Consider the following 25,349-nt stretch of genomic DNA (forward strand, 5'->3'; position numbering starts at 1 on the left):
GCCCCATGTCTTGCCGCGATCAGGCCCCGTTGGCACGCGAGGGAGCAAGCCGGGCTCTATGCTCCACGCAAGTAATTGGTCGATCGAAGCTTCATTCAACATGTCGCGGAGATGGTGCGCAGTTACGTACGCATCGGGCATCGCGCGATGAGCGGGCAAGCCAATCTCGTGCACGAGGCCCGCCGGCTTCCGCTGATACCGAAGCATCTGATTTGAGAACCGGGGCAGCTCCGGCCAGAGGCGCAAGGCGCATTTCCAGGTGCAGATTCATTGAGCACCCGCGCTCAGCCGCGGTCGGCAGTATCGCTGTTCGAACGCCGCTCGGTGCGCCGCCAAAGCCAATACTCCGCGCTCCGGCTTCAGGATAGACGGCGCTATATCCTTCCAGTACGGCGCGCCAGCAACGTCCTCATCCCGAATATGGTGCACTGCCATCGTATCGGCGGAGATGGCGCGTCCGGGATTGACGAGAAGCGCGCCGCGTTCCTCGGTGACTTCCCAGCGTCCATCGGCTCCTAGCGAGACGTCCTGCCAACCGATTTCACAGACGTCGTGGGGGCCGTCGCCGGCCGTCTCAAGGTCGATGACCCGAACGCGATTACTGAGCATGGATTGTAGATCAGCATTTCAGCTGGTCCATACAAGGCAGGAGCCTTTCCATCCCCGCTGGCAGGTGGATCAACGAAAATCCCGCGTCTTCACCTTGATCGCGTCGATATGCAGATCGGGGATATAAATGTCCCGGGCTCGTAGTCCCTTGGGCGGAAGATCGCGCGGATCAGGCGTTGCAGAGCCATGATGAAACTCGTCACCTCGTCCATGAGGCAGCGGGAAAGGCTGCCCGCGCTTCCCAACACCGGCGAGGTCGGCAGATAGATCAGTGAGCCTCTGCGCCACGAGGTGGACGACCTCGCCCTCGCGCTGGATGCGTCCGCGGACCGAGATCATCCCTGCGGAAAGGATCGTCCGCCTGAACAGCTCGAACACCTTGGGCCAAACCACGAGGTTCGCGATCCCGCTTTCATCCTCGAGGGTAATGAACATGACACCCTTGGCCGAGCCAGGCCGCTGCCGTACCAAGACGATGCCGGCGGCTTCGAGCCAACGTCCATCGCGCGCTTCCATTGCGGCCTGACAGCTGACAATGCCCCTGCGCCGAAGATCCTGCCGCAGGAATGAGACCGGATGATCGCGAAGCGACAGCCCGACATGGCGATAGTCCTCGACCACATCTCCACCGGTCGCCATAGGCCGGAGCGTGATGGCAGGCTCCGGCGTTTCATCGGTGCGCTTATCCGCAGCCGCGGCGAACAGGGGCAGCGGTTCGTCGCGCAGGACGCGGATCGCCCAGAGCGCCTCTCTCCGCGCCAACCCAAGGCTGGGCCGAAACCCATCGGCTTCGGCGATCTGCGCCAACGCTGCCACGGGCACCCGAGCCCGGCGCCAGAGATCCTCGATCGACTCGAACGGAAGGCGGGCTCGGGCCGTGGCGATCGCGGCAGCGTGAGCATTGGACAACCCCTTGACCATCCGGAGGCCCAGGCGAACGGCAAACCGCCCCTCGTCTCCGGTCTGCTCCAGCGTGCAGTCCCAGCGGGAGGCGTTTGCGCACACAGGCCGAACCTCGACGCCGTGATCGCGGGCGTCGCGCACGATCTGTGCAGGAGCATAGAAGCCCATGGGCTGACTGTTCAGCAGCGCGGCGCAGAACACGTCCGGATGCCAGCATTTCAGCCAGGCGGAGGCGTAGGCGATCAGAGCGAAGGAGGCCGCGTGGCTCTCAGGGAAGCCGTAGGAGCCGAAGCCTTCGAGCTGTCGGAAGGTTTGCTCGGCGAACTCGGCCTCGTAACCGTTGGCGACCATGCCGGCGACGAGCTTCTCCTTGAACTTCGACACGCCGCCCGTGAACTTGAAGGTCGCCATGCTCTTGCGCAGCAGGTCTGCCTCGCCGGGCGTGAAGCCGGCGCATTCGATCGCGACCCGCATCGCCTGCTCCTGGAAGAGCGGCACGCCGAGCGTCTTGCCCAGAACCTTCTCCAGCTCGGGCTTGGGATAGTGGACCGGCTCGCGGCCCTCGCGTCGGCGCAAATAGGGATGGACCATGTCCCCCTGGATCGGACCTGGTCGAACGATTGCGACCTGCACGACGAGGTCATAGTACGTCCGCGGCTTAAGCCGGGGCAGCATCGACATCTGCGCGCGGCTCTCGATCTGAAATGTGCCGAGCGTGTCGGCCTTCCGGATCATCGCATAGGTCCGTGGATCCTCGGCCGGGATGGAGGCCAGGTCGAGCGCGATACCCTTGTGATCGGCGAGCATGTCCAGGCCTCGCTTCATGCAGGTCAGCATGCCCAGCGCGAGGACGTCTACCTTCATGAATTTCAACGTGCCGATATCGTCCTTGTCCCATTCGATGACCTGACGATCGGCCATTGCCGCTGGCTCGATCGGGACAAGGTCGTCGAGGCGGTCATGGGTCAGGACGAACCCGCCGGGATGCTGCGAGAGGTGGCGCGGGGTGCCGTGAAGCTGGCGGGCGAGATGGAGCGCCAGGCGCAGCCGTCGGTCGGCCGGGTTGAGGTTGAGCTCCTCGACGTGTCGCTTCTCGATGCCTTCCTCGGACCAGGCCCAGACTTGCGACGACAACGTGCCGATCAGGTCCTCGGGGAGGCCCAGCGCCTTGCCGACGTTGCGTAAGGCCCCCTTGGTCCGGTAGCGAATGACGGTCGAGCAGAGAGCGGCATGATCGCGGCCATAGGTGTCAAAGACCCACTGCATGACGATCTCGCGCCGCTCATGTTCGAAGTCGACATCGATATCGGGCGGCTCACGACGCTCCTCGGAGACAAAGCGCTCGAACAGCAGGTCGTTGCGGCCCGGGTCGATTGAGGTAATGCCAAGAACGAAGCAGACGGCCGAGTTTGCCGCCGAGCCACGACCTTGGCAGAGGATGTCCCGCGAGCGGGCAAAGCGGACGATCGAATTCACCGTCAGGAAATATGGCGCGTAGCCGAGCCTTTCGATCAGCGTCAGCTCACGGTTCAGGCTCGCCCGGACGCTTTCGGAGAGCCCTTCGGGATAGCGTTGGGCAGCGCCCTCCCAGGTCAGCTTTGCAAGAGTCTCCTGTGGCGTCAGCGTGGGATCGTCGCGCTCCTCCGGGTACTGATAGGCGAGCTCGTCGAGCGAAAACCGGCAGCGATCGGCAATCTGCAGCGTTCGGGCCAGGGCTTCGGGGTAACGCGCGAAGAGCCGGCACATCTCGTCCGGTGGCTTCAGATAGCGGTCGGCATGGCGCTCGCGCCGATCGCCAAGAGCGTCGATCGTGACGTTGTGGCGGATGCAGGTGACAACGTCCTGCAGTATCCGCCGGGCCGGCTCGTGGAAGAGCACATCGTTGGTCACGACCGTGGGGACGCGCATCCGCGTCGCCAAGTTCGATAGCTCATGCAGGCGGAGATGGTCATTCGGCCGGCGCCGCAGCGACAGGGCGAGATAGGCACGGTCGCCAAATCCTTCCCGGAGCCGACGCAGTCGAAAGGCGCAGTCTTCGTCAGCCAGATCCGGCGCGAGCACCGCGACCAGACCTTCGCCGTGGGCGACGACGTCTGACCATTCAAGGTGACACCGGCCTTTGCCGCCGCGGTTCTTGCCGATCGAAAGCAGTCGGCAGAGGCGCGAGTAGGCAGGCCGATCGGTCGGATAAACCAGGAGCGACATGCCGTCAGTAAGATCGAGCCGGCAGCCGACGATCAGTCTGACGCCTGTGGTCTTCGCGGCCTCGTGGGCGCGGACGATGCCGGCGAGCGAATTGCGGTCTACGACAGCGAGCGCCTCGATACCGAACAGTGCCGCTTGGGCGAACAGTTCCTCGGCCGACGAGGCGCCGCGTAGGAAGCTGAAATGGCTGGTGACCTGAAGCTCTGCATAGCGCACGCTCATCCGAACACGCCGTGCAAGAACCAGCGATGCGATCCGGTTGCAACGTCCTCACCGTCGCCGGCGCGATAAAGCCAATATCGCTCGCCGGCATCGTCCTCGACGCGGAAGTAGTCGCGTACGGCCACCATCTCGGCCTCGCGCTTCCACCATTCGCCGAACACGCGTTCCGGTCCGTCCGCGCGACGAACCCGACGGCGGATCCCGCGCCAGCTAAACCAGGCGGGAGGATGATCCGGCAGGAGCGCCATGGTCTCGACTGGCTCGGGTCGGGGCAGCAGCCGCGCCGGCCGTGGCCAGTGGCTGGGCCAGACTGCTCCGGTCTCCTCAGTCTGCGCCGCGACACGGCGGACAGAGCGCTCGGGTACATCGCTGGCAACCGGAGCCATGCGATAGACCGCCCGCTCGCCGACACGATTGGCGAGGATGTCGATAAGGCCGGACACGTCCGCGCTGGTCTCCTCAACTAGGGAGCTGACCGCCTGCTTTCGTTCGAGGGGCTCAGCCAAGGTCGCTGCCAGCGTCATGATCTCGATGCCGAAGCCAGGTTCGATCGCCTCGATCTTCTCACAGAGGAGCCGCGTCAGTCGTTTCACGTCACAAACAGGCTTGGCGAGCCCAACCCGGACTGTCTGCAGTCCACGGTCAACGCGATGGCAGACGAGATCGAGGCGCCGAGCGCCAAGACCGTGCGCCTCGAGGCGATCGCAGAGCTGGGCAACCAATTTGCTGATGTAGCGAGCGATTGTCTCCGGCGCGCCGATCGGTTCGGCGAAAGCCCGGCGGACCTCGATCAGGTCGGGAGGTCGGATGGCGACGATCGGCTCCGCGACCTCCCCGAGCGCCTGGGCCAGTCGGCGAGCGATCGCTGGCCCAAAGCGCAGCGTGAGCGGCGAGCGCGGTTGGGCGATAATGTCGCCGGCAGTCTCGAAGCCTAGAACGCGCAGGTCGTTCGATATCGTGGCGGGCAGTCGCAAGCATTCTAGCGGCAGCGGCAATAGCGGCTGCGCTTCATGCCCGATCGGAGTCACGATCGTTGCCCGAGAGGTGTATCGAGCGAGCGCATGGGCCGTCCCCCAGCTGTCAGCAATCGCAGCCCTGGCCTCGACGCCCGATATCGCCAAGCGTCCAACGATGGCGTCCAGCATGTCGGCTTCTCCGCCATGCAGGTGTTCTGCACCCGTCGTGTCGATGACGATACCATCGGGAGGGTCCGGCGCGACGATCGGGGCGACGCGCTGATGCAGCCAGATTGCCAGCCGCTCAAGCTCCTGTGCGTCTGCGGCGGGATTCGCTTCCTCGACCAGCAGGCCAGGCACGAGCGCCTGCGCTTTCGTGGCCGGCATGCCGACGCGAAGCCCGGCTGTCAGTGCAGCGGCATTCGCCGCCTGCACTACCCTCCTGCTGCCGTCGCGAGCGATGAGGACGAGCGGGACCTCAGGCGGAGGCGCCGCGCCGCCAGCCATCCGCCGAAACCGATCGGTCGACCAGTTCGGGAGGAAGACCGAGACGACCCGTATCATCGCATGCCTCCAACTCAAAATCCGCGCTTTCGCCTGCCCGGGCCCTAATCAATTCAACAAGCCAGCGTGACCGCCCTACCCCCGGCACTGGCAGCGCTGTCGATGGAAGCACCGAAACCCGCCATCGGGTCATCGCCGCCGTGGGTTGACCAAAATCAGAGGCGTCGACCTCGCGTCGCCATCGTCGCAGCGCGATGCCGATAGCACCTGTCCCCTCCGCGGCGAGCTGAAGGCGACGCGACGCTGTCATGGACAAGCGGGCTACCTCGCCGACGACGGAGCCCAGCCCGCCATGGCGCAGGCCCTCTTCCATGCAGGCGAGCACCGTCTTGTCATCGCCGGCCTCGACATAGATCACGCGGTCAGGGATCAACCCCGCCTGCGCCATCGCCGGCGCGAACAGATCGGCTCGGGTGAGGCACCAGAGCACCTTGCCGCGACTCCTCGCGGCAACCCCGGCGCTGAACAATGCCGCCGCTGCACCGTCAATCGCGCCGTTGCCGCCGCCCGCGACCTCATGCAGTGCTCCTAGCGCGAGGCCTCCACCAGGCAAGCGTGAGTCGACCGTCGCGATACCGAACGGCAGCACCGTCCGGCCGCGGGCGCCTCGGCCCTCGATCCGCTCGATCTGGTCGCGGAGCGACTGAAATAACGGCTGTGGCCGCAACGGACTTTACCTGCTAGAACGACACTTGATGTTCCTCTTATGTTCTCAGCGAGGGGCTGAGAGTCAAGCTCGGTGTTTGGCGGGAACACAGCGACGCGACGGGAGGTTGCCGAGAAGCAGCCTCTGCATCCGAGCAGGAGAACCAAATGTCCGAGGATCCAACCGAAATCGTCCAGCAGTCGTACGAGGTGGTCGCTTGGCGAGGGCTCGCGCTAGCCCTTCTGGCGCAGATCCTGGTTCCAGCGCCGGAGAACGAGGAGGAGTGCTCCCAGTTCCTTCACACCGTGCTGGCAGATATTCTCGATCAGACAGTCAACAGCGAGGCAATGCCAGCCGAACTCGAGCGAGGCGCGTTGCGGGCCGAACTGGAAGGTGTGAACGAGCGCCTTCGCGAGGAACTCGCTGAAGCGCGGCTCGATCGACAGAAGCTCCGAAATGAATGGCTGAAATCGGGAGCCAGCTGATCGCCCACCGAGTATCGGCCACCTTCAGGACGCCCACGCACTAGGGAGCAACCGTACGTGCCGCACGACAAGGAGCGTAGAAGCTGGGAACACGCGATCGATCCGTGCGATTAGTCCCAGACCCGCAAACCTGAACAGAGCATTATGTGAAGCGCACCTCAACGCAGCTCGCTGAGTGGTCTCTTCCATCAACGGCCACCCTTGGATCGTCGATCCGCGCCAAGGGAATCGAGCGCGAAATCAGGCGGCGGCTTCCTTGGTCGACGCGGAAGCACCTGACGGTCGAATCTGGCAGAGCGATCCTTCACATGCCGGACACCGGAGCTGCTGAGTTTGAAGCCCTATCTGCGCTCGTAGCGGATATGTTGGCCGATATTACAGAGTTGCCCATCCTCCCCAGCGAGGCCGAGGACATTCTCTCCATCTCATCTCGCGAGCGCCACAAGTGGCTCGACGACGGCCGGCTCCAGAGCGCGGGGACAAAGACGGTCAAGCTGCGTGGCCGGGCCAAGGCGGTCACTTTCCACGTGTTCACCCCAAGTTTCATCGAGCATGTCCTCGATAGCGGCCTGCCGGAAATCTGGCGGGAAGAGGATATCGCGACGACAGCAGAGAATCGGCGCCGAGCGGCAGGAAAGGCAGCTTTGACGCGCGCCGGAAAGCGATCGGCCAAATCCCGTAAGGCTGCGCCCGTTCCCGATGAACAGGAAACCGGCCTCGACGGCTGGGAAGAGTTTGAGGCTGAAGGTCTGCTTAGGTGAGGCACGCCGCCCGGACGGACGGGAGAAGAGCTACTCCATGAATCTGTCCACATGAGCGACATCCTGTCTGTTCAAGGCCTCCAGGCGGCAGAAGCGCGGTCTCTTTCACGCGGCGGCTAAGCTGGCGATTGCAGCTGCCGCACCACCCGAGCCGTGCGGGATTTCTTTAGCCTGAAGCGCCATCTCAACGGCGCCGAGAGCTCCAAGAAGCGCCGCGGCGTTGAAATGACCCATGTGGGCGATCCGGAAGGCCTTGCCGTGATAATCCCCGATCCCGAGGCCGAGCGTCACACCACAGACGTCGCGCGCAAAGGAGGTGATGACGCTTACATCAATGCCAGGCCTTAGCACCGCTGTCACAGACGGCGCTCGCTCAGATCCCTCGGTCACTCCGAAGGTGAGAGCTTGACCGCTCGACCATAGATCGACGGCAGCATGCGTCGCCTTGGCAAGAGCAGCGTGGCGGCGCCAGCTCGCCTCCAGCCCTTCCTCGAAGATCATGTCGAGCGCGGCACGTTGTCCAAAGAGGAGATGCTCCGGTGCAGTGCCGCAATGCTTCATGTAGGCCAGCACGTTCATCCGGCCGCTCCAATCCCAATACCCGGTGCGCAGGTTGGCGCGCTTATGGGCGGCCAGAGCCTTGTCGTTGGCCGCGACGAAGGCGAGGCCGGGCGAGGACATGAGGCCCTTCTGCGAGGCTGAGACGGCGATGTCGATGCGCCAGGCATCCATCTCGAATTCCATGCACCCGAGGGAGGCAATGGCATCGACCATGAACAGAGCGGGGTGACCGGCGGCGTCGATGGCCCTGCGAATGGCTGGGATATCGTTGACGATGCCTGCAGCGGTATCGATCTGCACGACCATCACGGCTTTGATCTTATGCTGCGTGTCAAAACGCAGCCGGGCTTCGACCGCGGCTGGATCGACGGCCCGGCGCCAGCTGCCGGGCAGCATCTCGACATCGACGCCCATAAAGCGGGCCATCTCGCCCCAGCCGATGGCGAAGCGGCCGCTTTCCAGCACCAGAACCCGATCGCCTCGTGACAGAACATTGGTGAAAGCCGCTTCCCAGCCGCCATGGCCGTTGGCGGCGTAGACGAAGGTTTCGCCGTCAGTCCGGAAGACGCGCTTGAGATCGGAGAGAACCGTTTCGGTCAGGCTCACGATACTGTCGGAACTGAGTTCCTCAGCCGGCCGCATCATCGCCTGGAGCACGCGATCGGGAATATTAGTGGGGCCTGGCATCGCGAGCAGCGGCCGACCATTCGCCAGGGACATGCCGAATCCTCAGGGCAGTAAAATCACCACAGCAGAGATCCGCCAAGCGCGTTTCCTGGGCAAGTGCGTGCGCGCATTGCTCGACATCTCGCTCTGCATGACGCGTGTGCCGACTCGCCCGTCCAGTGGTGTCCAAAATCTCTCTATGGTGGTGCGTCCGGGCTGTACCTCCGTTTCACCTCTTCGCTGTCGTCGTAGCTTGCTTCGAAAACCGGCGAAGCGAGAGTGGCGCGAACTTTCAGTGTCCCGGCTCCGCTATTCGTGAATCCATGACGGCTGCCAGCGGGCACGATGACCGACTGGTTGGGCAGCACCGACATCACCTCGTCCTCGATGCGAATCTCGGCCTGCCCCTCAACGACCTCAAGGATTTCCTCGACGGTATGCGAGTGCATCGGCGCGCCAAGGCCTGGTTGGCAAAGTTGCTCAAAAATGCAGAGCTGGTGCGATCCGACGACCGCTGAAATTCGCATCGAGGTAAGCACGCCCTCTCGCCATTTTTCGAGCTCCGAGTTGGGCTGAATCACGCGCATGCGTTCGTTCCTTCCAACGTGTCGCCCGCGCCATGCTGCAATTATCTCGCGCAGGATTTTTGGAGACACGCATGTTCACGCACATCATGATTGGCAGCAACGACCTGGAGCGATCCAAGGGCTTTTACGACGCGACATTCGTCGCCTTGGGAGGCCAGCGCGGTGAGGTCGATGCCAGAGGCAGGCTGATCTACACTCACAGCGGCGGCAGGCTTATGATCACGACGCCAATCGACGGAAATCCGGCCACATTCGCAAACGGGGGCACGATTGGTATCGCTGCGGCTAGCAAAGAACATGTCCAGGCTTGGCACGACGCTGGAACGGCGCATGGCGGAAAGTCGATCGAGACCCCGCCGAGCGAGCGTCCCAATGGTGCCTTCGTCGCATACCTTCGCGACCCTGATGGGAACAAGCTGACGGCGCGCTCCCAACCGACAAAATAAGTGCGGCGGTTGCGCTAAATGATGTCCGTGATCGCTTAGAGCTTGCTGTTGAGATTTCAGGAAACGACCTTCGAGAAATCGGATTCAGGAGGATTGTCGCTCGCCTCGAGCGGCATTGCTGCATCCAATATCCGTGTCGCTAGCGCGACATCCGATTCCTCAACTCGGACAGAGACCACGGACCGACCCCGGGCGTGTTCTCTAGCGTGATGTTCGGCGTCGCTCGCCGGTACGCCGGCGTCGACGAGTGCCCCGAGAACGCCCCCTGCCAACGCGCCAGTCACCGCACCGGAGAGGAACCAGCCTGTCGCAATGATCGGCCCAACGCCCGGAATCGTAAGCGCGCCCAACCCAAGTGCTAGCCCCGTCGCGGCGCCTGCCGCTCCGCCGATGCCAGCGACTGCAGCCGTATTGTCGTCGCCGCCAGCCTGCTGCCCGAGGAGGCCGATCCTCTCCGGCTGGATGCCAGCCTCGGCCAAGCGGACCGCGACATTTCGAGCATCTTCAAACGTCTGGTAGGTTCGGGTAATCGTTCGGACTTGAAGCATTCTGGTCTCCTTATTGCGAAAAGGGCGAGCCCGACAGGAACCGCCCACTCAATTCTCACTGCGACGGTGATTAGTGCTGGCGCCCTGCAACCTGCTCCGACGCGCGCTCGCGATCATTGGCAAAGTTGCTCGATCCGCCACGCTCGCAGCTATGCAATCCGCTGCCGATGGCAGCCTTCGCCTCATGGGCAGGACTGAGTTGCCGATCGGCATTCGACGGCTACTCACCCGTTCACAACCGTGCCGCCGTTCGGGTGCAGCACCTGGCCGGACATGTAGCTGGAATCCTCACACGCCAGGAACAGAAAGCTGGGCGCGACCTCATTCGGCTGCCCGGCCCGCTTCATGCGCGTGCTTTCACCAAAGTGCTTGAGCTTCTCTGGGCTTGCTCCGCCCATGGGGTTGAGAGGCGTCCAGATCGGCCCTGGCGCCACCGCATTTACACGGATCCCCTTCTCGATCAGATTTTCGGAAAGGGCCCGCGTGAATGCGGTGATCGCGCCTTTTGTCGAGCTGTAATCGAGCAACTCGCTGGAACCCTGGTAGCTTGTGACGGACGTGCAGTTGACGATAACGGCGCCACTTTGGAGGTGCGGCCGCGCGGCTTGCGTCATGAAAAACATACCGAAGATGTTTGTCTGGAACGTTCGGCGAAGCTGCTCCTCGGTAATGTCCGTGATGTCCTTATCGGGATGCTGCTCGCCCGCATTGTTTACTAGGATATCGATCTTCCCGAACGCTTCGACGGTCCGCGCGACGGCGTCGGTGCAAAATGCCTTGTCGCCGACATCTCCCGGGATAGCGATCGCTCGGCGCCCCTCGCGCTCGACGATGCCAACGGTCGCTTTGGCATCGTCATGCTCACTCAGATAGACAATGGCGATATCGGCACCTTCGCGGGCATACAGCGCAGCAACAGCGCGACCGATGCCGCTATCCGCCCCGGTGATCAGCGCCACCCTCCCCTTAAGGCGATCGCTCCCGGGATAGCGCGGCTCCCATTCTGGCTTCGGCGTTAGTGCGGACTCGTGGCCCGGCAGACCGTCTTCATGAATCATGGGCTCTGTGGCGGACATGGACAATTCCTGAGGTGAGGCTGCGGCACGCATGTGCCCTCAGCAAATCTGCCCCCAGCGCTTAGTCATCGAACCGCCTGAACCATGACTGGTTCCCAAACTCAAAGCGGGTCGATGGCAGCTTCAGAGCACGGCCCGTTCGTTGAGAACCTATCCGTCGGAAGCGCGTTTCGAACATGCCCGCGGAACGCTGGTGCCATTCGGAGATGTTCACAATGATCAGGTTGATATTGGCCGGCGCGGCGGGATGGATGCTCGCGACCCGACCTAAGTTGCGGGAGCGAGTGGTCGGCTTCGCCCGAGATATCGTTCAGCGTCTCTCAGCGCGCTAAGGACTGCCCGGGTCGAAACCATGCCTTTCAGCCCATCATCCTCACTCGCGCAGCTTCTGAACGCCCCTCTCAGGGCGGGTCAAGTTATGTGGCTCGGCATCCGGCCTGGCCGCCGCGAAACGCTCATTGAGGTTCAGAGCGCGGATTTCGATATTACGAGCGGTGTTATAGGCGACCGCTATACGCGGGCGCGGGGGGCTCGACAGGTCACTTTGATCCAGGCCGAGCATCTCGGGACGATCGCCAGCCATCTTGGCCTCTCACAAGTTCTGCCGGGCGACCTGCGCCGCAATGTCGTTACTCAAGGCATCAATCTGGTCGCGCTGAAAGACAAGCACTTCAGGATTGGCTCCGCTGTTTTGCAAACCACCGGAGAGTGCCATCCGTGTTCGCGAATGGAGGAGATCCTCGGCGTTGGCGGGTACAACGCCGTTCGCGGGCTCGGCGGCATTACTGCCCGCATCATCGAGAGCGGTACGGTCAAGCTCGGAGATGATGTTGTCGTCGACCTCCCGGACGGGGTTGCAGGCGGATCTGCCTAGGTCCATCGTCCAAAGAGATTGTTGGCCCCGGAATGCTCTGTTGCTGGCTCACTCACGGCAGTTTGCCGCGGCGCTGCTCACCTCCCAGGCTTTGGGAAAGCGCGACTCACGAAACGCGAACCCGCAAAGCCAAATCGCCAAGGCTGCTCGGTGGCCTTCGAAATTCCAATGCGAGTGCTGCTGGAAATCTCCGGCGCATGCGACCGGTCGACAATCGAGAACGGTTGGCATTCCAAACTAAGCCCATTATGGGCGCCCGTTATCCCAAGCGCCTGGGCCAACCGTCCCGGCCCATTGCATAGGCTTACCCTGCTGCCGCGACGCACCCGCATTTCAGCCAGCCCCTCTGTCGGCTCGATGGCCCTAAGCAAGACCGCGCCCGCGCCTTCGGCGACGATATTCAAACACCAGTGAAGCCCATAGGACCGATAAACGTAAGCGTGCCAAGATGGACCGAACATGGCCGCATTTCGCGGTCTCGGACCGCGGAAGCTGTGCGAAGCTGGATCGTCGGCGAGATAGGCCTCGGTTTCGACAATGGAACCTCCTACCCCCCCGACAAGCAGCTTCATACCGATCAGGCGCGGAGCCAGCTCTAGGGCGTTCAAGGCCTTTAGCTCGAGTAAATTTAAGGGCATTCCATCAACCCGAGCTTCGCACAATGTTCTGAATCTACCGAGGGTTGGTAGCTTGCAACGAAAGTGCAGTAATCTCGTCGTCGCTGAGCTCCCGTCCAGCAACGGTGATGACTTCGACCCGCCCAGCGATGAGATCAGCACGAATCGCCGAAAGCGCAGTAGCCAGGTCACGATATTCCATCTGGTACGTTGCCAGAAGCTCACCGCCGCGCTTCACATCCTGCCGCAGCACGACGACAACCTCTCCATCCTCGATTTCGTTCATTCATCCTCGCAGCGCGTGAGCATTTTCCCGGACGGCAGTGTGAAATAGCACTCGTCCTCATAGTGCACGGGCGTACCATCTTCGAGCGTATAAGACGTGAGCGAGAGACCAGGCCATCACAACTCTGTAGCGCTTGCCGTCGTTGTCGCGGCAGTGCTCCGTATGGAGCGCGCGCCGTACTTGCGTCGGTCGCTTATTCGGGCCGTCACTTTTCCAAATTGCAACCAAAGTTTTCCACCTCAAGCGTTTCGCCGGTCAACGAGCAGAGCATCTGCTGGTTCCCACCTCGGCCGAGGCGTGGAACGTGTCGCTTCAACGGCGGCGGTGGCTCTTGTAAATCAGTGGGACCCTTCGGGGCGTCTTTCGATCGACCTGACCGAATTGCAGCTCGCGTTGTGTCAGAGCCTGATTCAGATTGAAGCCGAGGAATATCGCCACGATGACGAAGGCGATAATGGCGACGGCACCTGCAGCGAACTTCTCATCCTTATCGGGTGGTGGCAGTCCAACGGATACAGATTTATTCTACTCCACTGCCGCTCGGAACATCATGCCCTGATCGCCGAGTGCTCCGGCTGGCTGCGATATCAACTGCAAATGACCGCTCAGAAAGCTCGACCGTGACATTGATGGTTTCGAGCTCTCGTTCTTGATCGCCCCCTCGCGCATCCTGCGGGGGTAGATCGCTCGATCCAGGGCGGCGTTAAGTTCGTCTCCGTTGCAGAACGTGAGATGGGTAATTGAGGCGCAACTGCCACAAAAACCCACGTTCCTACCGACATCTTCTTGACCGCGGCTAGTTCTCAGACGCATCCCGCCCGCAGCGGGCATATCAGGCTATCATCGAGCCAGGTAGTGAACGACGATCCAAGCAAGCCCAGCTAAAATAAGGCCGCCCACGAGCACCGCCAGCACCGGGCGGCCCAGAAATCCCTGACGACCTTCGACGGGCGTTTCCACGGCAGGGTCAGTGGTCGTATGCCTGTCTGGGTGCATCGGAGCGACAACCCCGCCGCCCGGGCCTTCCGTCTGCCTGTCGGCTCGTGCGTTGGCCTCGCGAATATCCGGATCCTGGCGGTTGGTCATCGAGCACCTCCAAATTTTATGTGCTCCTAGGGAGACTGCCTCGCGATCCAGAAGTTCCTGCGCCAGCCCCTAACTTGCCGAGAAACCGACGTTGGCACATGCTGGCGCTTCACTTTGGAGATGGAAATGGCTAGCGGCACTGTGAAATGGTTCAACGAGACCAAGGGTTATGGCTTCATTACGCCTGATAGCGGCGGAAACGACGTGTTCGTTCACATCAGTGCGGTCGAGCGCGCCGGTCTCCGTAGCCTGAACGACGGCCAGAAAGTGTCGTACGAACTCGTTGCCGACAAAAGGTCGGGCAAGCAGTCCGCGGATAATCTCAAAGCAGAATAACGGCCGGGTCGTTACCCACGTGCGCAGACCCGCCGCGATCGAGCGACGGATCTGTTCATTTGCGAAAGGGCGGCGCGCCTCGCTGATCGCGACCATCGAACGACACACCGCTTTGGCCGCAAGCTAGTTGCGCACAGCCGGCAACAAGAAATCACGCCAGCGTGCGAACCTTGCCTTCTCGAGCCCACTGGCGCGTACGCGCTGGTTTCAGGAAGGCGGCGACCTTTTTGTCCAACGCCACGATCCCTTCATCCTGCTCGACTCCGGCCTTGTCGAGCAGCGGCCTGGCTTCAGCACTGTAGCCGATCGCTTTGAGATGCCCGAAGGCGTCCTTGGCGAAATCGATTGCCGCGCCTTCCTTCATCAATGCGGCGCAGCCAGCTTCGGACAGAATGATAGCGACCGCGTCGAAGAGCACAGACGGGGTGCCCGCGAGTTGGCCGTCGGCCTTGAGCGTCTTCCCATCCTTGAGTTTCACGCCGCCGATCTTTGGCGCGACGATCTTGACGGCTCCGCCATCGCCTTCGACGGCAGCCTTGACGGCCGCGATCCGGGCTCCGTCCGCCCCATCAGAGACAAGTATGCCAACGGTCCGGCCCTTCAGGGTCTCGGGGTACTTGCCGACTATGCGAAGTGCCGGCGATAGCTCCATGTCCATCGGGATCGCTGCAGGCTTCGAACCCTTCGGCAGGGACATGGCGAGTCCGTCAGCAACGCGCTGCGCCAGCGCTTCATCGACATTGACGAGGTTCGACATCACGCGGTTGCGGACATGCTCCAGCGTGACCTTGGAGAGCTCGAAAACGAGCGCGCTCACGAGATGTGCCTGCTCGATCTCGCTCTGCGAGCGGAAGAACAGACGCGCATGGCTGTAGTGGTCAGCGAAACTCTCCGCGCGCAGCCGAACCTTATGCTCCTCAACCGGGATCGTCGCCGTCCGGAAGCCACCGACAGGATCCTCGCGCGGGCCGCCGTCCTCGCCAGCCTCTGCAAGGCTGTTCGGCTCGTAATTCGCGCGTCCGGTGAAGACTTGCGTCTGCATTTGTCCGTCGCGCTGCAGGTTCTGGAAAGGGCAGCCCTTGGCCCGGTTGATGGGGATCTGATGGAAGTTCACAGTCCCGAGCCGGGAGAGCTGCGTGTCCTGATAGGAGAACAGCCGGCCTTGCAGAAGCGGGTCCTCCGAAACATCGATGCCAGGCGGCATATTGGTTGGCAGGAAGGCAGCTTGCTCGGTCTCGGCGAAGAAATTGTCCGGGTTGCGGTTCAGCACCATGCGGCCGATCATGCGGATCGGCACCAGTTCCTCCGGGATCACCTTGGTAGCGTCGAGGATGTCGAAGGGCAGCGCGTCGGCTTCATCCTGGCTCAACAGCTGCACGCCGAAGTCCCACTCGGGGAAGTCACCCTTGGCGATGGCCTCATGCAGATCGCGGCGATGGTAGTCCGGGTCGGCGCCGGCGATTTTCACCGCCTCGTCCCAACAGGTTGACTGCGTGCCAAGCCGAGGCCGCCAGTGGAATTTGACGAAGGTCGGCTCGTCCTTGTCGTTGAGCAGGCGGAAAGTGTTGACGCCGAAGCCTTCGATCATCCGCAGGGAGCGCGGAATGGCCCGGTCGGACATCGCCCACATGATCATATGCGTCGATTCAGGCATCAGCCCTACGAAGTCCCAGAAGGTGTCGTGGGCGCTTGCGGCCTGCGGATAGCCGCGATCGGCTTCCATCTTCACCGCATGGATCAGATCGGGAAACTTGATCGCGTCCTGAATGAAGAAGACCGGCATATTGTTACCGACGAGGTCCCAGTTCCCTTCCTTCGTGTAAAACTTCACTGCAAAACCGCGCACGTCGCGGGGCGTATCGACCGAACCGGCACCACCGGCAACGGTCGAAAATCGGGTGAATACCTCGGTCTTGACCCCGACCTCGGTCAACACCTTCGCGCGCGAAAATTCGCCGAGCGACTCCGTCAGTTCGAAGAAGCCGTGAGCGGCCGAACCGCGCGCATGGACGATGCGCTCCGGGATGCGCTCGTGGTCGAAATGCTGAATCTTCTCACGGAGCACGAAATCTTCCAGCAGCGTCGGACCGCGACCGCCAGCCTTCAGCGAATTCTGATTGTCGCTGACCGGAACCCCATGATTGGTCGTGATGCGAGCCTCCGGCGCAGACGTCGACTGGTGCGTCTCGCCGCCCTCTCCCAGGGTGGTTTTGGCATTTGCCGAGAGATCGCGGGGGGAGCGGGCCATGTCACCATCCTCGTTATGTGATGCGAGCAGTTGCGTGGCGCTGAAGTCTCACCTCGATGGGTCGCAGAGGTGAATACTCAGGTTTCCGCGCCCGCGGACGCTCACTGAACGAAGTTGAACCGTTCCAAGTTCCGGCGCCGCCCGCTCGGGGTGGTCAAGGAACGGGGACCGACGTATATATTCGCTGTTCCTATTTTGTTCTGGTGAGCAATGACAAAGCGATCAGGCAGTGCCGATCTTCCCCTGCACTACGGGCGTGTGCCGCTCTGGCTCGGCGAGCGCATGGCCCGGCTAGGTGATGTGATCTGCGAAGCCATCATCCAGCAGTACGGGCGCGACGAGCTGCTGCGGCGACTGGCGCATCCCTTCTGGTTCCAGTCGTTCGGCGCGATCATGGGCATGGATTGGCATTCTTCGGGCATCACGACCAGCGTCATCGGAGCGTTGAAACGAGGTCTGAAGCCGCTGGCCGGTGAGTTAGGGCTGCATGTATGCGGGGGGCGAGGCAACCATTCCCGTCGGACACCGGCCGAGCTGGAACAGATTGGCGCGAAGGTGGGGTTTGACGGGACAGCCTTGGCGCAGGCAAGCAGGCTCGTCTCCAAGGTCGACAGCGCGGCGGTGCAGGACGGCTTCGACCTCTATCTGCACGGCTTCTTTGTAACCGATGACGGCCGTTGGACGGTTGTGCAACAGGGCATGAACGGCGATGGCGGCCTGGCACGGCGCTATCATTGGCATTCCGAGGGGCTTGGCAGTTTCGTCGAAGCACCCCACGCCGCGATCGAGGGGCGTAATACCGGCAGCATCGTCAATCTGACCGATGCGCGCGCCGAGCGCGCCCGCGATGCGCAGGTCACGATGCTGCGCGATCAGGGACCGGACAGGATCGTCAGCGAGTTGGAGGCGCTACAGCCGGCGCGCCCCATTGCGAATGAAAACGCCCCGCAGCTAACCCTCCCGCATCTCGTGATGCCGGCGCACCATGATGTAAGGCCCAAGGACGTCATAACGCGACGACTGCACGGGGCATTGGCTGCAGCAGCCGATCGGGGGCCAGAAGACTTTTCCGAACTGCTGCTTGTTCCCGGCATCGGCGCGCGCACCGTGCGATCACTCGCGATGGTCGCGGAAGTACTGCATGGCGCGCCCTGCCGTTTCAGTGATCCGGCGCGTTTCTCTCTCGCCAATGGCGGCAAGGACCGACAGCCATTCGCAGTGCCAACCAAGGTCTACAACCAGACCATCGCTGTCCTGCGGTCGGCCATCGATCGGGCTAAGATCGGCCAGGACGACCGCCTCGCCGCCATTGCACGGGTGGACAGTGAGAGCCGTCGGCTGGAGCGGAGTACGACCGGTCCGACATTTGTCGAATATGTCGCCGAGGAGCGCCGTCGATCCGCGGAATACGGCGGCCGAAGCGTCTTCGGGTGGGAGGAGTCAGAGACTGCACATGTTGAGAGCGTCAGCGCAGCGCGTCGACGCGTATAACAACGGTACCGCACCGCCCGTTCTCCATTCTCCTGTTTCAACCCTTTCGAGGTCGGGATTAGGGAACACGTACCGCTAAACCCCGTTGCGCCTGGGCGGGGAGCTAGATGGCTGCACATTCGGGATCACGGAAAGTCATCTATGCGGCGCTAGCAGGCAATCTGCTGATCGCGACGACAAAATTCATCGCGGCGGCCTGGACCGGAAGCTCCGCGATGATGTCCGAGGGCGTTCACTCCTTGGTCGACACCGGCAATGGCGTGCTTTTGCTCTATGGCCTCAACCGGGCCGCGCGGCCACCGGATCTCACGCATCCTTTCGGCCACGGCCGCGAGCTCTATTTTTGGAGCTTCGTTGTCGCGCTCCTGGTCTTCGCGGTAGGCGCCGGTGTGTCTCTCTACGAAGGCATTTCCCATGTCATTGCCCCGCACCCGGCAACGAATTTGACCACGAACTACATCGTCTTAGGCCTTTCGGCCTTGTTCGAAGGCTACTCCTGGCGGATCGCGCTGAAGGAGTTCAGGGCAGCGAAAGGCTCGTTGAGCTACTTCGCCGCGGTCCGGCAAAGCAAGGATCCGAGCGTCTTCACGGTCCTGTTCGAAGATACCGCAGCCTTGCTCGGCTTGTTCATCGCCTTCATCGGGATCACGGCAGCAGCCTACTTCGAGCGCCCTGAGCTCGATGGCGTGGCGTCGATCTTCATCGGCCTCATTCTGGCGATGACGGCCATGCTTCTGGCGCGCGAAAGTAAGGCCTTGCTGATCGGGGAAGCGGCTTTGCCCCACGTGCAGGAAGAGATCATGGCGGCGGTTGATGGAGATCCAGACGTCGAGCGTGTCAACGGCATGACGACCGTCCATCTGGGTCCGGATCAGATCGTCGTGGCGCTGAGCCTTGAATTCAAGGACGATCGGTCAACCGAGGACATCGAAGATTGCGTGGAGCGCATTGAAGCGAGGCTCAAACAGCGCCGCTCGGACATTGCCTCGGTTTTCGTGAAGCCGCAGACCTCTGCCACCTGGCGAAAGCGGCGGGCCAAGCTCGTCGAGTGAAAATTTAGACCGGCGACGGCAGCGCTATATATCACCACGGCTTGCCTCAGTATCCAGGATAGGCATGTCGCTTCAGCAGTCCCGCGAGATGGGCCGCGTTCCGAGCGATCATCCTGTTGGTCTTGGCGGTCGTTTCCGGAATCTCGTCGAGATCGATGAAATTCACGCTGCCCATGGCTTCGCCGACCCAATATGTCGGCCCGCCGGCCGCGATGGTGAACCCGACGTCAAACAAGGCTTGGGCGATTTCGGCGGAGACGTGGTGGGCTCCATCCTCGTTCCCGACGATTGCAATGGCTGCAACCTTGCCATAGGCCGGCGTTCGGTTCTGATCATCTGCCTCGTCGAGGAACGCGTCCATGCGCTCCAGGACACGCTTGGCCACGCTCGATGGCTGACCCAGCCAGATCGGGGTACCGATCAGCAATATGTCGCAATCATCAATCTTCCGCCTAAGGGCCGGCCAGTCGTCCCCTTTTCCTTCGTCAGAGGAAACGCCTGGCTTGATGTTGAGCGCGGCGACGCGAACGATTTCGTGCTTACAGCTGTCGGGGAACTCATCGAGAGCCAATTACAGGATGCCTGGGTTGAAGATGCACCTTCGGACTTCAGGGTACAATTGAGAGCAAGGATTGTGAGCGTGATCTGCAAATCCAATCGCTTTAGAGGCTTCAGGGCGCCCCGACGTGTCACTTGCGGGGAGGCGTAGTCAGCGATCCTTCCTCGATGGCAGCAAGGTCCCCAGAAGCGACCGTGCGGTATTCGTGACCACGTTTCCGGCCTCCGGATCGCCCTTCATCAGTGCGCCAGTCAATCCACGCGCCTGAGCGAGGGTAATGTGGGGCGGGAGCGGAGGAACGTTCGGATCGGTGACCATGTCGAGAATGAATGGTCGGTCGGCCGCAAGAGCCTCGTCCCATGCCGGCCCGACCTGCTCCGGGTCTACGACACGACGCCCATTCAAACCCATGAGCTTCGCGATATCGGCGTAAGGAATGTCAGGCAAATCCTGGCTCGTCGGCCACTTCGGATCGCCGGCCTGGATGCGCTCCTCCCAGGTCACATAGGCCAGCTCGCGATTGTTCAGCACCATCACGATCAAACGGGGATCACGCCACCGTTTCCAATATTTCGCGATGGTCACCAGCTCGGACATACCGTTCATCTGCATCGCGCCGTCGCCCGCCAGCGCAATCACAGGCCGGTCGGGGTGCGCGAACTTCGCGGCGATGGCATAGGGAACGGCACAGCCCATCGTCGCGAGTGTGCCGGAAACCGATCCCATCATCCCACGCCGGAATCGGAGATGCCGCGCATACCAGACAGTGGTTGTCCCGCTGTCGGCGGTGACGATGCATTGGTCCGGCAGGCGATCCGATAATTCAGACGCGACGCGCTGGGGATTGATCGGCGAGGCTTTGACCAGTGCGCTATCACGGACTTCCTGCCAGCCTTCACTGACATTCGTCTCGATCATCGCCCGCCATTCATTATCTGCCTTCGGTTTCAGCAGGGGCAGGAGCGCTTCCAGCGTCGCCGCTGCATCACCGATCAGATTGACCTCCATCGGATAGCGCAGGCCCAGCATCCCGGCATCGATGTCGATCTGGACACCGCGCGCCTGTCCCGGCTTCGGCAGGAACTCGGTATAGGGAAAGCCCGAACCGACCATCAGCAGCGTGTCGCAGCCCTGCATGAGGTCCCAACTCGCCTTTGTACCGAGTAGGCCAATCGAGCCGGTGCAGAACGACACGTCGTCGGGCACCGCCGCCTTGCCAAGCAACGCCTTCGCGATTCCAGCCTTTAGCTTCTCCGACGTAGCGAGCACAGCATCGGTCGCGCCCAGTGCGCCGGCTCCGACCAGGATTGCCACCTTCTCTCCAGCATTGAGCACATCAGCCGCACGCTGCAGAGCCGGCTCGGCCGGGACCACGGGTGACAGTTCGATCCCGACGCCGGAATGCGTCATCCCGTGTCCGCGCGACGGCTCTTCCATCGTTTCGAGCTGGAGGTCGTTTGGAAGGATCACGCATGTTACGCGACGTTCCGCCTCAGCAATCCTGAAGGCACGATCGATCAGGTGAGGCACCTGGGCAGGAACTGATGCTGTCTCGATATAGGCGCCGGCCACATCCTTGAAGAGCGATTGAAGATCGAGATCCTGCTGATAGTGCGAGCCCATTGCCGAGCGAGCCTGCTGGCCGACGAGTGCTACCACCGGACGATGATCCAGCCGTGCATCGTAGAGACCGTTGAGCAGGTGAACCGCTCCAGGCCCCGAGGTCGCAATGCATACCCCGACTTTTCCGGTGAAGCGGCTCTCACCCGATGCCATGAGGCTCGCCATCTCCTCATGCCGGGCCTGGACGAACTCGATATCTTTCTCGCGTCGCTGCAGCGCCGCGATCAGTCCGCCGATCCCGTCACCGGGATAGCCGTAGACACGCCTGACTCCCCATTCGTGCAATCGGCTCCAGATGAAATCCGAGACGGTATCGGCCATTAGGCTCTCCAGAGGATTGGACAGCGCAATACGAGACGCGTTCCCGTCTCATTCAACGCCGTGCGCAGTTCCCCCAGCGCTTAGGTTCTGAGCTGAACAGCCTGCTCCAAGCGAGGTTCCCCTTCGAGTCACCGTTAGAGATCCGAAGGCGCTGCGGCGACCCCAGAGGAACCGCAAAACGCACCTGTTTCGAAGGAACGACGTCAGGCGCGGCTCGTTGAGGGGCTATCACCCCTCACCGAAAGGAAACGACCATGGGTTGGTTCTCCAAGGACATCGCCACGATGGACGATCTGTTCGTCCATACGCTGCGCGACATCTATTATGCCGAACACCAGATCAAGAAGGCGCTGCCTGACATGATCGAGAAGGCGACGAGCCCGGAATTGAAGTCCGGCTTCGAGACCCATCTCGGGGAAACCGAGGGTCATATCCAGCGGCTAAAGCAGGTGTTCAAGCAGCACGGCGTCGAGGAAAAGGGCGTCACCTGCCCCGCGATCGACGGCATCATCAAGGAGGCAAGCGAGGTCGCGGGCGAGGTCGAAGACAAGCAGGTGCTCGATGCCGCGCTAGTTGCTGCCGCGCAGGCTGTCGAGCATTACGAGATCACGCGCTATGGCACGCTCGTAGCGTGGGCCAAACAGCTTGGACGCGATGACTGCGCGGCATTGCTTCAGCAGAATCTAGATGAAGAGGCTGCCACCGATAAGAAACTGACGAAGCTCGCCACCGGCGGGATCAATCGCAAGGCCGCCTGACTCCTCAAGCGCTCCCGTCCAAGACGGGAGCGCTTAGCTTGTCGCGGCCGCTTCAGTGGCGTTCTTCCCAGGAGCCTGTCATGAGCCAGTACCGTGATTCTGCCGTTTGCCCCCTGCCGTTTCAACCTGAGTACGAGCAACCGGAGCCCCAGGAGCGCGCGACTGAAGATGGTCTCGTCGCGACACTCCGAAGCATCAGCGAGACGACGCTTAAGGAAGAAGGCCGTGTCCTGCGCAGCGTCCACGCCAAGAGCCATGCGCTGCTGCAAGGCGAGCTCACCGTCGCGCCCGACCTGCCACCCGAACTCGCCCAAGGTTTGTTCGCTCGGCCCGGCTCTTACCCTGTGATTATGCGGCTCTCGACCATCCCTGGCGATGTGCTCGACGACGACGTGTCGGTGCCTCGCGGTCTCGCATTCAAGGTGATCGGCGTCGAAGGAGAACGGCTTCCGGGTTCGGAGAGCGAGACTGTGCAGGATTTCGTGCTCGTCAACGAGCCTGTCTTTGCCGCTCCCACCGGCAAGGCGTTTCTTGGCAACCTAAAGCTGCTCGCCGCGACAACCGATAAAGCCCAGTTCCTCAAAAAGGCGCTGAGTTACACCTTGCGAGGGTTGGCAACCGCTGTCGAGGCGGTGGGAGGGGACAGCGCCGCGCTTAAGCCGCTCGGCGGTCATCCTGCCACGCATCCTCTCGGCGAGACATATTTCAGCGCCGCCCCGATTTTGTTTGGTGAATACATGGCCAAAGTTCAACTCGCTCCGGTTCCGCCCGACCTGACCAGCCTGACTGATCAGCCGGTCGAGCTCTTCAGGCATCCTGATGGCTTGCGGGAGGCCTGCAATGAGTTCTTTGCTCATCACGGCGGGCGCTGGGAGCTGCGTGTTCAGCTCTGCACTGATCTAGAAGTGATGCCGATCGAGAACGCGAGCGTCGAGTGGCCGCAGGATATCAGCCCCTATCGGACAATCGCGACCATCAGCGCGCCCGCGCAGATCGCGTGGGATGCGGAAAAGTCGCGCGCCATCGACGACGGCCAGTCGTTCAGCCCTTGGCATGGGCTTGCGGCGCATCGCCCGCTCGGCTCCATCATGCGGCTGCGCAAGGCTGCCTATCGTAGCTCGGCCCGGTTCCGCTCGGAGCACAGCGGCTGCCCCATGCACCAGCCGCGGAAGCTGGACGACGTCGATCTGCCTGCCTGAGCGGCCTCGAACCGATCCTATCGCGAACCATTCCAATTCCACGGAACTTCGTTCGCACCTTCCTGTTGGAACCATATCAGGCCGGGGGGTCATCATCATCATCGGATCGGAGCGCTTCGGATGTCCCAGACCCAGACGGGCTCGCCCGCTATTCCGATCCAGATCACGCTCAATGGCAAGCCGCACCTCATCGAGGTGCAGTCCACGACCACGCTGCTCGACCTGCTGCGTCACGATCTGGACCTGACGGGCACCAAGAAGGGATGCGATCACGGACAGTGCGGCGCATGTACCGTCCTCATCGACGGCCGCCGCATCAATTCCTGTCTCCAGCTCGCCGTGATGCAGGATGGCAAGGAGATCACGACAATCGAGGGGATCGGAGGCGGCGGCGCCGTGCATCCGTTGCAGCAGGCTTTCATCGAGCGCGACGCGTTCCAGTGCGGTTATTGCACGCCCGGACAGATCTGCTCCGGCATCGCGCTGATCGAAGAAGGGCATGCCGTCACGCGAGACGAGATTCGCGAACTGATGAGTGGCAACATCTGTCGCTGCGGCGCCTATCCGAACATCGTCGACGCGATCGAGGACGTTCTGGCCCAGCGCTCCGGCTTCGTCCGGGAGGCCGCGGAATGAATCGTTTTTCGTATCATCGCGCCCAGACGGTCGCCGACGCGATCTCGCATCTCCAGGACAACCCGGCTGCCGCCATCATTGCCGGCGGAACGAACCTCGTGGACCTCATGAAGTACGAGGTCGAGCGCCCGGCCGAACTCGTCGACGTGACGCGTCTCCAGGAGTTGAGCGGCATCTCCGAGATACCGGATGGCGGTTTGCGCATCGGCGCCCTCGTGCCGAACAGCGATGTCTCCTACGATCAGCGGATCAATTCGCGCTTCCCACTGCTGGCCCAAGCGGTCCTGGCAGGCGCGACGCCACAATTGCGGAACGCCGCGACGACCGGCGGCAACCTCAATCAGCGCACCCGTTGCTACTATTTCAACGACGTCGCGACAGCCTGCAACAAGCGCGAGCCCGGTGCGGGCTGCAGCGCCATCGGCGGCGTGAATCGCATCCATGCCATCATGGGTGCGAGCGACCACTGCATCGCGACGCACCCATCCGATATGTGCGTCGCGCTTGCGGCGCTCGATGCCACCGTCGAGGTCGCCGGACCCGCCGGTGAACGTCGCATCGCCTTCGCGGATTATCACCGCCTTCCCGGCGATGAGCCGCAGCGGGACAACACCCTGCGCGAGGGCGAGATCGTCCTCGCGGTGATCCTGCCGCGCGAGGTTGCAGCCTTCGCGGCGAACCACACCTACCTGAAGCTGCGCGATCGCCTCTCTTATGCCTTCGCCCTCGTATCGGTGGCGTCTGCGCTGCAGCTCGATGGCGGACGCATTACCGCGGCGCGACTGGCGCTCGGAGGCGTCGCGCACAAGCCCTGGCGAAGGCAGGAAGCCGAGGAAGCGCTTGTCGGCCTGCCCGCCGACGAGACAGCGTTCTCCCGCGCAGCCGATATCCTGCTCGAAGGCGCCCGGCCCCACGAGCACAATGCCTTCAAGATCGATTTGGCGCGCCGCGCAATTGTTCGCGCGCTGTCACAGGGGGCAGCTGGCACGCCGCAGTCGCTTGCCGACAAGCGGATCGCGTGAGGAGAG

25 protein-coding genes and 1 pseudogene are annotated in these 25,349 nt (G+C 62.3%); 12 read left to right on the forward strand and 14 right to left on the reverse strand.

The window, feature by feature from the left end; all coding sequences use genetic code 11:
• Window positions 1–267 precede the first annotated feature (267 nt).
• The 4 genes from ACWIEX_RS11690 to ACWIEX_RS11705 form a co-directional block, all read right to left on the reverse strand.
• A complete protein-coding gene (locus ACWIEX_RS11690) occupies window positions 268–609 on the reverse strand; it encodes a 3'-5' exonuclease (RefSeq protein WP_454033166.1) in 342 nt (113 codons plus the stop codon).
• A gap of 69 nt (window positions 610–678) precedes the next feature.
• On the reverse strand, window positions 679–3,939 hold the full coding sequence (locus tag ACWIEX_RS11695) for an error-prone DNA polymerase (RefSeq protein ID WP_454033167.1): 3,261 nt from the start codon (window positions 3,937–3,939) through the stop codon (window positions 679–681).
• Window positions 3,936–5,459, reverse strand: coding sequence for a Y-family DNA polymerase (locus ACWIEX_RS11700; protein WP_454033168.1), 1,524 nt, complete (start codon window positions 5,457–5,459; stop codon window positions 3,936–3,938). Before ACWIEX_RS11700 ends, ACWIEX_RS11695 begins: the two co-directional genes overlap by 4 nt.
• A complete protein-coding gene (locus ACWIEX_RS11705; RefSeq protein WP_454033169.1) occupies window positions 5,374–6,126 on the reverse strand; it encodes an ImuA family protein in 753 nt (250 codons plus the stop codon). The genes ACWIEX_RS11700 and ACWIEX_RS11705 overlap by 86 nt, the downstream gene beginning before the upstream one ends.
• Before the next feature lie 146 nt (window positions 6,127–6,272).
• Between ACWIEX_RS11705 and ACWIEX_RS11710 the strand changes: the two genes are divergently transcribed.
• The gene (locus ACWIEX_RS11710; RefSeq protein ID WP_454033170.1) at window positions 6,273–6,590 is read left to right on the forward strand and encodes a hypothetical protein; all 318 of its coding nucleotides are present in this window, start codon (window positions 6,273–6,275) and stop codon (window positions 6,588–6,590) included.
• Between the two features lie 146 nt (window positions 6,591–6,736).
• Complete coding sequence (locus ACWIEX_RS11715; protein WP_454033171.1) at window positions 6,737–7,351, forward strand: hypothetical protein; 615 nt, start codon at window positions 6,737–6,739, stop codon at window positions 7,349–7,351.
• A 105-nt stretch (window positions 7,352–7,456) separates the two neighbouring features.
• On the opposite strand, the gene ACWIEX_RS11720 is transcribed toward ACWIEX_RS11715, so the two are convergent.
• Together ACWIEX_RS11720 and ACWIEX_RS11725 are read right to left on the reverse strand one after the other, a co-directional pair.
• Window positions 7,457–8,632, reverse strand: a complete 1,176-nt coding sequence (locus tag ACWIEX_RS11720; protein ID WP_454033172.1) for a pyridoxal-phosphate-dependent aminotransferase family protein — start codon at window positions 8,630–8,632, stop codon at window positions 7,457–7,459.
• 143 nt (window positions 8,633–8,775) lie between these two features.
• Window positions 8,776–9,165, reverse strand: a complete 390-nt coding sequence (locus tag ACWIEX_RS11725; protein ID WP_454033173.1) for a cupin domain-containing protein — start codon at window positions 9,163–9,165, stop codon at window positions 8,776–8,778.
• Window positions 9,166–9,236: 71 nt separating this feature from the next.
• On the opposite strand from ACWIEX_RS11725, the gene ACWIEX_RS11730 reads away from it, so the two are divergent.
• On the forward strand, window positions 9,237–9,611 hold the full coding sequence (locus ACWIEX_RS11730; protein WP_454033174.1) for a VOC family protein: 375 nt from the start codon (window positions 9,237–9,239) through the stop codon (window positions 9,609–9,611).
• A gap of 56 nt (window positions 9,612–9,667) precedes the next feature.
• Here the strand turns inward: ACWIEX_RS11730 and ACWIEX_RS11735 are convergent, their stop codons facing one another.
• Together ACWIEX_RS11735 and ACWIEX_RS11740 are read right to left on the reverse strand one after the other, a co-directional pair.
• Window positions 9,668–10,159 carry a hypothetical protein gene (locus ACWIEX_RS11735; RefSeq protein ID WP_454033175.1) on the reverse strand — a complete coding sequence of 164 codons (492 nt, stop codon included), beginning with the start codon at window positions 10,157–10,159 and terminating at the stop codon, window positions 9,668–9,670.
• Between the two features lie 224 nt (window positions 10,160–10,383).
• Complete coding sequence (locus tag ACWIEX_RS11740) at window positions 10,384–11,235, reverse strand: SDR family oxidoreductase (RefSeq protein WP_454033176.1); 852 nt, start codon at window positions 11,233–11,235, stop codon at window positions 10,384–10,386.
• A 418-nt stretch (window positions 11,236–11,653) separates the two neighbouring features.
• Here ACWIEX_RS11740 and ACWIEX_RS11745 point away from each other — a divergent pair, with 418 nt between their 5' ends.
• Complete coding sequence (locus tag ACWIEX_RS11745) at window positions 11,654–12,109, forward strand: MOSC domain-containing protein (RefSeq protein ID WP_454033177.1); 456 nt, start codon at window positions 11,654–11,656, stop codon at window positions 12,107–12,109.
• A 77-nt stretch (window positions 12,110–12,186) separates the two neighbouring features.
• Here ACWIEX_RS11745 and ACWIEX_RS11750 read toward each other — a convergent pair whose 3' ends face one another.
• Window positions 12,187–12,747: a DNA-3-methyladenine glycosylase gene (locus ACWIEX_RS11750; RefSeq protein ID WP_454033178.1), complete on the reverse strand. Its 561-nt coding sequence runs from the start codon at window positions 12,745–12,747 to the stop codon at window positions 12,187–12,189.
• 34 nt (window positions 12,748–12,781) lie between these two features.
• A complete protein-coding gene (locus ACWIEX_RS11755) occupies window positions 12,782–13,012 on the reverse strand; it encodes a hypothetical protein (protein WP_454033179.1) in 231 nt (76 codons plus the stop codon).
• Between the two features lie 297 nt (window positions 13,013–13,309).
• On the opposite strand from ACWIEX_RS11755, the gene ACWIEX_RS11760 reads away from it, so the two are divergent.
• Window positions 13,310–13,636 carry a hypothetical protein gene (locus ACWIEX_RS11760; RefSeq protein ID WP_454033180.1) on the forward strand — a complete coding sequence of 109 codons (327 nt, stop codon included), beginning with the start codon at window positions 13,310–13,312 and terminating at the stop codon, window positions 13,634–13,636.
• Between the two features lie 216 nt (window positions 13,637–13,852).
• Here the strand turns inward: ACWIEX_RS11760 and ACWIEX_RS11765 are convergent, their stop codons facing one another.
• Window positions 13,853–14,098, reverse strand: a complete 246-nt coding sequence (locus ACWIEX_RS11765; protein ID WP_454033181.1) for a hypothetical protein — start codon at window positions 14,096–14,098, stop codon at window positions 13,853–13,855.
• Between the two features lie 126 nt (window positions 14,099–14,224).
• Between ACWIEX_RS11765 and ACWIEX_RS11770 the strand changes: the two genes are divergently transcribed.
• A complete protein-coding gene (locus ACWIEX_RS11770; RefSeq protein ID WP_454033182.1) occupies window positions 14,225–14,434 on the forward strand; it encodes a cold-shock protein in 210 nt (69 codons plus the stop codon).
• A 151-nt stretch (window positions 14,435–14,585) separates the two neighbouring features.
• On the opposite strand, the gene ACWIEX_RS11775 is transcribed toward ACWIEX_RS11770, so the two are convergent.
• Window positions 14,586–16,682, reverse strand: coding sequence for a catalase (locus tag ACWIEX_RS11775; RefSeq protein ID WP_454033183.1), 2,097 nt, complete (start codon window positions 16,680–16,682; stop codon window positions 14,586–14,588).
• A 210-nt stretch (window positions 16,683–16,892) separates the two neighbouring features.
• On the opposite strand from ACWIEX_RS11775, the gene ACWIEX_RS11780 reads away from it, so the two are divergent.
• Window positions 16,893–18,173 carry a DUF763 domain-containing protein gene (locus tag ACWIEX_RS11780; protein WP_454033184.1) on the forward strand — a complete coding sequence of 427 codons (1,281 nt, stop codon included), beginning with the start codon at window positions 16,893–16,895 and terminating at the stop codon, window positions 18,171–18,173.
• Window positions 18,174–18,280: 107 nt separating this feature from the next.
• Window positions 18,281–19,225 carry a cation diffusion facilitator family transporter gene (locus ACWIEX_RS11785; protein WP_454033185.1) on the forward strand — a complete coding sequence of 315 codons (945 nt, stop codon included), beginning with the start codon at window positions 18,281–18,283 and terminating at the stop codon, window positions 19,223–19,225.
• A gap of 46 nt (window positions 19,226–19,271) precedes the next feature.
• On the opposite strand, the pseudogene ACWIEX_RS11790 reads toward ACWIEX_RS11785, so the two are convergent.
• Both ACWIEX_RS11790 and ACWIEX_RS11795 read right to left on the reverse strand, forming a co-directional pair.
• Window positions 19,272–19,870 (reverse strand): annotated as a pseudogene (locus tag ACWIEX_RS11790) (flavodoxin family protein).
• A 64-nt stretch (window positions 19,871–19,934) separates the two neighbouring features.
• A complete protein-coding gene (locus ACWIEX_RS11795) occupies window positions 19,935–21,728 on the reverse strand; it encodes a thiamine pyrophosphate-requiring protein (protein WP_454033186.1) in 1,794 nt (597 codons plus the stop codon).
• A gap of 254 nt (window positions 21,729–21,982) precedes the next feature.
• On the opposite strand from ACWIEX_RS11795, the gene ACWIEX_RS11800 reads away from it, so the two are divergent.
• The 4 genes from ACWIEX_RS11800 to ACWIEX_RS11815 all read left to right on the forward strand — a co-directional run bounded on the left by ACWIEX_RS11800 (window position 21,983) and on the right by ACWIEX_RS11815 (window position 25,343).
• Window positions 21,983–22,486 (forward strand): YciE/YciF ferroxidase family protein, encoded by a 504-nt coding sequence (locus ACWIEX_RS11800; protein ID WP_454033187.1) that lies wholly within the window; start codon window positions 21,983–21,985, stop codon window positions 22,484–22,486.
• Window positions 22,487–22,566: 80 nt separating this feature from the next.
• The gene (locus tag ACWIEX_RS11805) at window positions 22,567–23,685 is read left to right on the forward strand and encodes a catalase family protein (RefSeq protein ID WP_454033188.1); all 1,119 of its coding nucleotides are present in this window, start codon (window positions 22,567–22,569) and stop codon (window positions 23,683–23,685) included.
• Between the two features lie 120 nt (window positions 23,686–23,805).
• A complete protein-coding gene (locus tag ACWIEX_RS11810) occupies window positions 23,806–24,321 on the forward strand; it encodes a (2Fe-2S)-binding protein (RefSeq protein WP_454033189.1) in 516 nt (171 codons plus the stop codon).
• A complete protein-coding gene (locus ACWIEX_RS11815; protein WP_454033190.1) occupies window positions 24,318–25,343 on the forward strand; it encodes an FAD binding domain-containing protein in 1,026 nt (341 codons plus the stop codon). Before ACWIEX_RS11810 ends, ACWIEX_RS11815 begins: the two co-directional genes overlap by 4 nt.
• Window positions 25,344–25,349: the final 6 nt, after the last annotated feature.

The organism is Allobosea sp. NPDC055353 (assembly GCF_053644975.1).

Bases quoted from the DNA above. Each gene is read 5' to 3' on its own strand.
- ACWIEX_RS11730 (WP_454033174.1), top strand. From the start codon at position 9,237: ATGTTCACGCACATCATGATTGGCAGCAACGACCTGGAGCGATCCAAG.
- ACWIEX_RS11725 (WP_454033173.1), bottom strand. From the start codon at position 9,165: ATGCGCGTGATTCAGCCCAACTCGGAGCTCGAAAAATGGCGAGAGGGC.
- ACWIEX_RS11690 (WP_454033166.1), bottom strand. From the start codon at position 609: ATGCTCAGTAATCGCGTTCGGGTCATCGACCTTGAGACGGCCGGCGAC.
- ACWIEX_RS11780 (WP_454033184.1), top strand. From the start codon at position 16,893: ATGACAAAGCGATCAGGCAGTGCCGATCTTCCCCTGCACTACGGGCGT.
- ACWIEX_RS11720 (WP_454033172.1), bottom strand. From the start codon at position 8,632: ATGTCCCTGGCGAATGGTCGGCCGCTGCTCGCGATGCCAGGCCCCACT.
- ACWIEX_RS11815 (WP_454033190.1), top strand. From the start codon at position 24,318: ATGAATCGTTTTTCGTATCATCGCGCCCAGACGGTCGCCGACGCGATC.
- ACWIEX_RS11805 (WP_454033188.1), top strand. From the start codon at position 22,567: ATGAGCCAGTACCGTGATTCTGCCGTTTGCCCCCTGCCGTTTCAACCT.
- ACWIEX_RS11810 (WP_454033189.1), top strand. From the start codon at position 23,806: ATGTCCCAGACCCAGACGGGCTCGCCCGCTATTCCGATCCAGATCACG.
- ACWIEX_RS11750 (WP_454033178.1), bottom strand. From the start codon at position 12,747: ATGCCCTTAAATTTACTCGAGCTAAAGGCCTTGAACGCCCTAGAGCTG.
- ACWIEX_RS11755 (WP_454033179.1), bottom strand. From the start codon at position 13,012: ATGAACGAAATCGAGGATGGAGAGGTTGTCGTCGTGCTGCGGCAGGAT.
- ACWIEX_RS11745 (WP_454033177.1), top strand. From the start codon at position 11,654: ATGTGGCTCGGCATCCGGCCTGGCCGCCGCGAAACGCTCATTGAGGTT.
- ACWIEX_RS11785 (WP_454033185.1), top strand. From the start codon at position 18,281: ATGGCTGCACATTCGGGATCACGGAAAGTCATCTATGCGGCGCTAGCA.
- ACWIEX_RS11770 (WP_454033182.1), top strand. From the start codon at position 14,225: ATGGCTAGCGGCACTGTGAAATGGTTCAACGAGACCAAGGGTTATGGC.
- ACWIEX_RS11735 (WP_454033175.1), bottom strand. From the start codon at position 10,159: ATGCTTCAAGTCCGAACGATTACCCGAACCTACCAGACGTTTGAAGAT.
- ACWIEX_RS11695 (WP_454033167.1), bottom strand. From the start codon at position 3,939: ATGAGCGTGCGCTATGCAGAGCTTCAGGTCACCAGCCATTTCAGCTTC.
- ACWIEX_RS11800 (WP_454033187.1), top strand. From the start codon at position 21,983: ATGGGTTGGTTCTCCAAGGACATCGCCACGATGGACGATCTGTTCGTC.
- ACWIEX_RS11740 (WP_454033176.1), bottom strand. From the start codon at position 11,235: ATGTCCGCCACAGAGCCCATGATTCATGAAGACGGTCTGCCGGGCCAC.
- ACWIEX_RS11775 (WP_454033183.1), bottom strand. From the start codon at position 16,682: ATGGCCCGCTCCCCCCGCGATCTCTCGGCAAATGCCAAAACCACCCTG.
- ACWIEX_RS11700 (WP_454033168.1), bottom strand. From the start codon at position 5,459: ATGATACGGGTCGTCTCGGTCTTCCTCCCGAACTGGTCGACCGATCGG.
- ACWIEX_RS11765 (WP_454033181.1), bottom strand. From the start codon at position 14,098: ATGACCAACCGCCAGGATCCGGATATTCGCGAGGCCAACGCACGAGCC.
- ACWIEX_RS11710 (WP_454033170.1), top strand. From the start codon at position 6,273: ATGTCCGAGGATCCAACCGAAATCGTCCAGCAGTCGTACGAGGTGGTC.
- ACWIEX_RS11795 (WP_454033186.1), bottom strand. From the start codon at position 21,728: ATGGCCGATACCGTCTCGGATTTCATCTGGAGCCGATTGCACGAATGG.